At 57.5% G+C, this 7887-nt stretch carries 7 protein-coding genes; 1 reads left to right on the top strand and 6 read right to left on the bottom strand.

Translation table 11 applies throughout. The features are described from left to right. Positions 1-69: 69 nt before the first annotated feature. From CIK76_RS19840 to CIK76_RS13250, 5 genes are all read right to left on the bottom strand, one after another. Positions 70-198 (bottom strand): hypothetical protein, encoded by a 129-nt coding sequence (locus tag CIK76_RS19840; RefSeq protein ID WP_255248468.1) that lies wholly within the window; start codon positions 196-198, stop codon positions 70-72. Positions 199-383: 185 nt separating this feature from the next. Beyond that, positions 384-1949: a signal recognition particle protein gene (gene ffh, locus CIK76_RS13265; protein ID WP_096287220.1), complete on the bottom strand. Its 1566-nt coding sequence runs from the start codon at positions 1947-1949 to the stop codon at positions 384-386. 161 nt (positions 1950-2110) lie between these two features. Continuing rightward, positions 2111-2599: an RloB family protein gene (locus tag CIK76_RS13260; protein WP_096287218.1), complete on the bottom strand. Its 489-nt coding sequence runs from the start codon at positions 2597-2599 to the stop codon at positions 2111-2113. Positions 2600-2672: 73 nt separating this feature from the next. Then, complete coding sequence (locus CIK76_RS13255) at positions 2673-4001, bottom strand: ATP-binding protein (protein ID WP_096287216.1); 1329 nt, start codon at positions 3999-4001, stop codon at positions 2673-2675. 771 nt (positions 4002-4772) lie between these two features. Beyond that, on the bottom strand, positions 4773-4967 hold the full coding sequence (locus CIK76_RS13250) for a hypothetical protein (RefSeq protein WP_096287214.1): 195 nt from the start codon (positions 4965-4967) through the stop codon (positions 4773-4775). A gap of 190 nt (positions 4968-5157) precedes the next feature. On the opposite strand from CIK76_RS13250, the gene CIK76_RS13245 reads away from it, so the two are divergent. After that, positions 5158-6315 carry a hypothetical protein gene (locus CIK76_RS13245; protein ID WP_141393559.1) on the top strand — a complete coding sequence of 386 codons (1158 nt, stop codon included), beginning with the start codon at positions 5158-5160 and terminating at the stop codon, positions 6313-6315. A 137-nt stretch (positions 6316-6452) separates the two neighbouring features. Here CIK76_RS13245 and CIK76_RS13240 read toward each other — a convergent pair whose 3' ends face one another. Then, entirely contained in the window at positions 6453-7673 is a 1221-nt protein-coding gene (locus CIK76_RS13240; RefSeq protein WP_096287210.1) for an ammonium transporter, read from the bottom strand. Between the last annotated feature and the right edge of the window lie 214 nt (positions 7674-7887).

Here is a 7887-nt window from a genome sequence, read left to right as displayed (position 1 = left end):
CATGAAAAATCTGGGCTAGGCGCTGTCTTTAGGCCGCTGATTCGCTACCTAAGGATCGGACGCTGATGCTTATTTGGCGTTTTTACGTGCTGATTCGGTGAGGGAATCAGCACTCTTCAGCCGCTTCTCGGCGCGTTTTTCCTTGATGGATTTTGCGGGCTTCTTCGCTTCGCCCTTGCGTGGTGACTTGTCGGACATGATGTGCCGCCTAGCTGGAAATGCCGTGCACTTCCAAAATACGGGGAGAGTACCCCTGCCTTCCATCCTACGGCGCGTGAACCGGAGCCGAAACCAGTGGTCTCGATAACTGGCGTAGCGCAAAGAAAACTGCGCCCCGCGAACCGAAAAGGTCCACGAGGCGCAGTCTGGTAAAAACTGGAGAATTACTTGTTGCCCAAGTACTTCTCAAAACCTGCTGGCAGGTTCAGGCTCGACGGATCGAAGTCCTGCTGGGCGCCCTGACCGAAGGCCGAACCGGCAGGCGCCGCGGACTTCTTGGTCTTGGCTTCCAGCTCGGCCTGCGCGGCCTTGGCCGGGTTGCCGAACTTCGCCTGCTTCTTGCCCTTGCCCTTGGCTTTCGCCTTGCGCGCGGCACCCTTGCCAGCCCCTGGCATTCCCGGCATGCCGCCGCCGGCGGCCATTTTCTTCATCATCTTCTGCGCTTCGGTGAAACGCTCGAGCATCTGGTTGACCTCGGAAACCGCGACACCGGAACCCTTGGCGATACGCGCACGGCGCGAACCGTTGATGATCTTCGGAGCCACGCGCTCGTGCTGGGTCATCGAGCGGACGATGGCCTCCACGCGATCGATCTGGCGCTCGTCGAACTGCTCGAGCTGCTGGCGGGAGATCTGCGAGCCGGGCATCATGCCCAGCATCTTCTTCATCGAGCCCATCTTCTTGATCTGGGCCATCTGGGCGAGGAAGTCGTCCAGGGTGAAGTCTTCCTGGTCGGCGAACTTCTTCGCCATCCGCTCGGCTTCGCCCTTGTCCCAGTTCTTCTCGGCCTGTTCGATGAGCGTCATCACGTCGCCCATGTCCAGGATGCGCGAAGCCATGCGGTCCGGGTGGAAGATCTCGAAGTCGTCCAGGTTTTCGCCGGTGGAGGCGAACATGACCGGCTTGCCGGTGATCGAGGCGACCGAGAGGGCCGCGCCACCGCGGGCGTCGCCGTCCAGCTTGGAGAGCACCACGCCGGTGAAGTCGACGCCTTCGTGGAAGGCCTGGGCGGTGTTGACTGCGTCCTGGCCGATCATCGCGTCGATGACGAAGAGGACTTCGTCCGGGTCGATGGCCGCGCGGATGTTCGCGGCCTGGGCCATCATCTCGGTGTCGACACCGAGTCGACCGGCGGTATCGACGATGACGATGTCGTGCAGCTTGGCCTTCGCCTCGGCGACACCGTCACGGGCTACGGCGACTGGATCTCCGGTGGCGGTATCAAATTCCGAGGAGACGCCCGGGTGCGGGGCGTAGACCGGAACGCCTGCGCGTTCACCGTTGATCTGCAGCTGCTTGACCGCGTTGGGGCGCTGCAGGTCGCAGGCCACCAGCATCGGGGTGTGGCCTTCGGACTTCAGGTGCTTTGCGAGCTTGCCGGCCAGGGTGGTTTTACCTGCACCCTGCAGACCGGCGAGCATGATCACCGTCGGAGGGTTCTTGGCCAGGTTCAGGCGGCGGGTTTCGCCGCCGAGGATGCCAACGAGTTCCTCGTTGACGATCTTCACAACCTGCTGTCCCGGGTTCAGCGACTCGGAAACCTCCAGGCCCAGTGCGCGTTCCTTCACCTGGGCTACGAAGGCGCGAACCACAGGTACGGCGACGTCGGCGTCCAGCAGGGCGCGGCGAATTTCGCGGGCGGTACCGTCAATGTCGGCCTCTGTCAGGCGACCCTTGCCACGAAGGTTCTTGAAGGTCGCTGTCAGGCGATCGGAAAGTGAATTAAACACGTGCCGGGCACTTCTTTCGATAGGTCTTACGGTGCGCATAAAAAATCACACAGGACTCGATTACTTAGAATATCAAGAATCGGGCGCGCTCCAACATTACGGGAGATGGAGGTGATACATCCTACTGTGGTTGCAAGCGGGAAGGCCGGGTTACTTTTCTCTTATTTTGAGGTAAGGATGTCAATTAGCCATGGCATACCAGTCGATGAGTTAGGACCAATCTCCCCAGGTCCCAACTTCGGATCAGCTCGGCGTGCGATTTGGCATGCACGTTTATAATTCTCGACGGGGAATTTGGGCGATAACGATTTCTCCTTCTCGAAAATCTTTTGCTCACTCATCATCCGGTCCAGTAGCTTCGATTCGAAATGAGTCACACTTTCAACTACGTGCCAAAGCAACCAGACCTCAAATTTGAGATTGGATACAACAACGCTGATCTCGTTGCGAGCCGCCAGAGCCAGCGCTTCCTTCAACTTTGCATGCGTGTCTACATCTATCAGGCAAACTGCGATATCGAAGGGATCAATTGCCTTGTCTCGAACAGCCATGCATTTTTGCACGATCTTGACAGGATCTCGGCCTACACCAACAGTGCGAATCGTTACGGATTCTCCAGACGTTCCCAAAATCTGCTTCAACGAATCAATATACTGCGGTCCGTTACCGTCCCTTCAGTACAAATCAGAATCCGTTTCTTTTCAGACCTCTTACGGCGCGCCACTAGCTATCATCCGATCCGATCACTCTTGCCAGCAGGCTCGGAGCCGTACGTGGCACGGCGCCATATCGTCCCGCGAGATATCGACGTTCAAAGTTGGCGTCCTTCGGATGAGGGAAATCTGCTAGCGAATAAATCTCCGTTGCACCATCTGCATCTTTATCTGCGAACCAAATTTGCTCGGCTTCAAGATCAAAACCAGATTCCGGGGACAGAAGATTTGTGTCATGACTTGTGAACAGGAGCTGAGCACCAAAGCGGTTGATTCGGGGATTCAGAAAAAGGCTGATTACCAGCTCAACTAAATGCGAGTGGAGGCTGTTGTCAAGTTCGTCGACCACCAGCATTGTCCCGTATCGCAAAGCCTCTACTGCAGGCGTAATTAATGAAAGCCAGACGATAGTGCCTGCGCTTTCCTCGTTGACCCCGAAAGCCCGAGGGTCTTTTTTCCTGCCCTTATGCAAAAATTCCAGGGTTCGAACTACAGCATCGGATTCAAGGGGTTCGATATGAATCCGCTTCTCTTCACCAACAATCTTTTCGGCTTCAGAATCAACGAGTTCCGCAAATATTTTCATTAGTCGAACAGCTTCTGGAGGAGCTTGATCTTCCTTGACGGAAATCGACCGAACACCGATATCGGCAACTTGCAGAAGGGTCGTCAAGTCCTCAAAGCTCATCTCTTGCTGCAGCAATGAGTCGGTGATGCTTGCGAGTCGGCGTTCTCTATTCGTGTCACCAAATGGTGCGAGTTCGATCCCATCTAGCAATGATTTGCCGAGGTCAGTAAGCTCTTCGTGCTCCAGCAGAATTGCTCGCGAAAGGATCAGCTCACGTCGAGTTACAGCAACCAACCCATTCTTCTCCTTAAAGCGAACTTGGGTGGGCGACTCAGAACTACGATCACGATCGATTAGCGTTCGCCAGCGGGTGCGAGGAAGATCAAGCAACCATTCTTTTTCGATTCCCTCCGGGGTAACTGTGAAACCATATTTATGACGTACGCCCTCGAATACCCAATCGAATTCATACGAACTAGGCCCCTTAGCTGACTCATCGTCAAGAGCGAACGGAACATGTACCATTTCCGGCCTCTGTTGCCAGAGTGTAGACGAATGGTTAATCGCCGCTTGGGCGTACTTGAATGCGTCAATGAGCGTAGATTTACCGGAGGCGTTCGGGCCGAATACACCAACCACAGGATAAGTGACGGCAGGCCAATCGCTATCGACGCCCGGCTTCAGCTTCTTAAAGCTGGGACGCATAAACTCCAAAGTGCACTCATCACGAATACTCTTATGGTTCGATACCGTAAAGTTGAGTAGCAACATACTCTAATCATAGCTTAGAGTCGAGAAATTTGACGATTACCGTCAAAATTTGATAGCTCAGATAATTCTCGATACGTGAACTCCCTGAGAAATCTCCGAAGGTCACGACTTGCTGAGTAAATTTCCCTTCTTCAATGCGCATTTTATAAGCGCCACACAACCTCGCGAATCCGTTAAATACTACGTACGCTAACCCGTGAAACTCTCGCGGACTAAGGACTCCACTCTAACCAGAGCGGAGCCTGGAGGGGCCTGGTCGTATTTGACCGACACTCCCCCTTCTGAAACTATCGCCCTCACGGAGTTACCAGCGTCCACACGCGTGCAATCCCCCATAGCGTTTCGTTCGCATCTCATTGCTCAAATAGCAGCTACAGCTACCGATAAAGAATTATTCGGGGCACTGCATTCGCGTGTTAGTGATGCAGCAGATACGTTATCTCCCGATCTTCCCTAAACAGGGAGCTGACGGTATATGACTGCTCAATATGACATGTTGGTTAAATTGCGCGGCATAGGTCTGCTCTTTGCTTCGGCTTGAAAAAGTTGGCCACACCCAAGTAGGGCGTGTCTCGCTAGAGGATCGCCTAGCAAGAAGCTAATTTCAGACGGACTACCAGGGCCACGAATAACCACTGGCACGGAAACTTCGTTGCGGCACGACAATAGCCCCGGCAAAATACTTCCTGTTTCATGGACCCTGCAGATATCTGTCCTCACCATAGATCAGATTCGAGTCCCGGCCCAAGATTCCGGGCGGGGTGCCAGTCATCACCGGCTTTCGTATTGATCATCGTCCGAGGCGTTCAGATCCGGGTCCTCTCCAATCGCTGGATCGTCTTCGTCGAATAAGCCGTCATCCCCTGTGCCGTTGCCGGTTTCCTGCTCGATGTCCTCCTCCTCCGGCGGCTTCACCTTGCCGAGAAGGTTTCCAATCTTTTCCTTGGCCTCTTCGAAGAATGACATGATGCTCCTCTTCATTGCGCGCGGCGCCGATTCTGCCCTTGGCGGGATAATTGCGAGAATTCCACATCGACTCGGAGAGCGCAAGGAATTCCGGGCAAGGCGGAAGACTTTCTGGCTCTGCACTGGCTTGATTCTCCAAAAAGACTGAGATTGCTTGGCGATTGCCCCTGCAGTTCCTAGAGTGGGCATAGTGGCAGCCGCCGCCGAAAAATACCATGCCGCACTTCGGAGGTCCATCATTCCAAAGCAACAGCCGGCAGTGCGCACCGTGGGAATGCTTGCCGACCCGGGGATCGCTCAGGTGCTGGCAGGCAAGGTGCGCGAACGCTTCGAAAACGCGTTGAATAGCGAGGAGGAGGATCAAGTCCGCTGGTCGGTCAAGGTCGGCCCGCTCACGCTCCCACTGGACGATTCCGGGCAAGTGATGCTCAATAAGCACGTCGGCGCGCTGCGCGAGAAGTTCGGCTGGGAATACATCATCTACCTCACCGATATCCCGCAGTACGGTCAGGGCAAGCCGGTGGGTCGAAGCATCAGCCAGCTCCACGGGGCCGCGACGCTGGTGGTTCCGTCTCTGGGAATGGCCCGTCCGCGCAACCTCACCAACTCGTTGGTTGACATCATGGGCGAACTGTCCAGCGACCGGAAGCCGATGATGCCGACGTCCCTGTCGGCACGCGCCTTCTCGGTAAGCGGAAGCCTGGACGAGCCGAGCGAAGACGGCCGCTCATCAACAAGATACGTCAGCCTCAAGGGCCTGCGTGGACGGATTTTTCTGGTCTGCGGAATGGTGCGCAGTAACAGGCCCTGGCGGCTGGTCCCCCAGTTGTCCTCGGCCCTCGCCGGGGCGGCGGCCACCGGTGCCTTCGGCGTATTCTATACCAGCATCTGGTCCATGGCCGACTACCTCAGCAGCCTCCGCCTGGCACTGATTACCGTCGTCAGCATCCTGCTGTTCGGGCTATGGCTGCTGTTCCACAACAGGCTCTGGGAGCGTCCGCGCGGAAAGCACTACCGCGAGCGCCTGGTGCTCTACAACACCTCTACGGTGCTGACCGTGATGCTGGCGGCAGCCGCAATGTACCTATTGCTGTTCGTCGCACTATTGCTCGGTTCGCTGGTGGTCATCGATCACGGATTCCTCGCCTACCAGCTGAGGCATCCGGTGGGCTTCGCCGAGTACTTCAACCTCGCCTGGCTGGCGGCGTCGCTGGGAACCCTGGGCGGAGCCATCGGGTCGAGTTTCGACCAGGTCGAATCGATCCAGCAGGCGACCTTCAGCCAGCGCGAATACGAACGCCGGAATATGGATTTCGGTGTGGACGGCAGCGGAACGCAACAGCCTTGATTGGTGCCGGCCGGAGGCCGCGGACAGGTTACGGCAAACGCAGAGGAAGCCTGCCGCTGGCCCCATGAACCATTGGCAGGCTTCCTGCGGAACTGCCGAGTCGCCCCGGAGTTCTACCCCTTATTCATCCCTCATTGCTATTTGCTGACCCAGTGGTACCCGCTTTCGTTGTGCTCGGAGACGTCGATGCCTTCGATCTCGGTTTCGGCCGAGACGCGCCACGGGGCGATCTTGTCGATGACCGTGGCGATGACCCAGGTCATGGCCGCCGAGAAGAGGATCACGACGAGCAGCGTCATGAACTGCGCAAGCAGCTGGCTCAGTCCGCCGCCGTAGAACAGGCCTCCGGCGTTCTCCTCGGTGGGCAGTGCGAAGATGCCCAGGTACAGGGTGCCGATGATTCCGGCGACCAGGTGGACACCGACCACGTCGAGCGAATCGTCGTAGCCAAGCTTCCACTTCAGGTTGACCGCCCAGGCGGCACCGGCACCGGCGATCAGTCCAAGCAGCAGGGCCGCCCAGGGAGACAGATCGGCGCAGGATGGCGTAATGGCAACCAAACCGGCGACCAGGCCGGAGGCGACGCCTACCGAGCTAGGGCGCTGTCCGCGCAGCTTCTCAACCAGAATCCAGCCAAGCACCGCCGCGGCCGGAGCACCCATGGTGTTGATCCAGATCAGCCCGGCCTGCTCAACGGTGGTGGCGGCACCGGCGTTGAAGCCGAACCAACCGAACCAGAGCAGTGCTGCGCCCAGCATCACCAGCGGGGTGTTATGCGGCTGCGGACGGTCGTGGAAGTTGTGGCGCTGTCCAAGCTTCAAAGCCAGGACAAGAGCTGCGATACCTGCGTTGGTGTGGACCACGGCGCCGCCGGCGAAGTCGATGGCTTCACCGAAGAGCTGGCCGAGAACGCCGTCCTCGGAGAGCAGCCCGCCGCCCCAGATCCAGAAGGCCACCGGCGCGTAGACCAGTGAGACCCACAGCGGCACGAAGAGCAGCCACGGGGCGAAACGGCTGCGGTCGGCGATCGCGCCGGAGATAATCGCCACCGAGATCAGTGCGAAGGTGCCGGAGAATCCGGCCGCGAGCAGCCCGCTGGGTTCGGTGTTCTGCATGGCGATGTCGCTGAACGGGTTGCCGATGACTCCGGCGATGGCCGGCTCCCCGGCCGAGAGCGAATAGCCCCAGAGAATCCAGACGATCGCGCTGAGCGCGGCCGCCGAGAAGCTCATCAGCATCATATTGACCACGCCGGTAGAGCGGGTCATTCCGCCGTAGAACAGGCCCAGTGCCGGTGTCATGAGTAGAACAAGCGCTGCGGCGATCATTATCCATAGGCTGGCTGTATCTAACTCCATGGGGTCCACATCTCCTCAAAGGTGTTAGGTGTATCGGTGAGTGAATCAAATGCTTTCAAGTACTAATTCTTGGCCACCGATATTTCGCGGGCCTCCACCTTTGGTTTCGGGGATGTGACATTTCACCGGTTAGCGTGACGGTTTGTTCTCTTCGGTGTTTCCGGCAGGTTTCGCAGTTCTTTTGCGCGCAGTTCGGCCTGGCATCCACGCGTGG

Origin of the sequence: Glutamicibacter sp. BW80 (assembly GCF_002332385.1) — a bacterium.
Classification (GTDB): Bacteria; Actinomycetota; Actinomycetes; order Actinomycetales; family Micrococcaceae; genus Glutamicibacter.
Note: the sequence above shows the minus strand (reverse complement) of the source record. Positions and strands in the feature narration are given on the sequence as shown.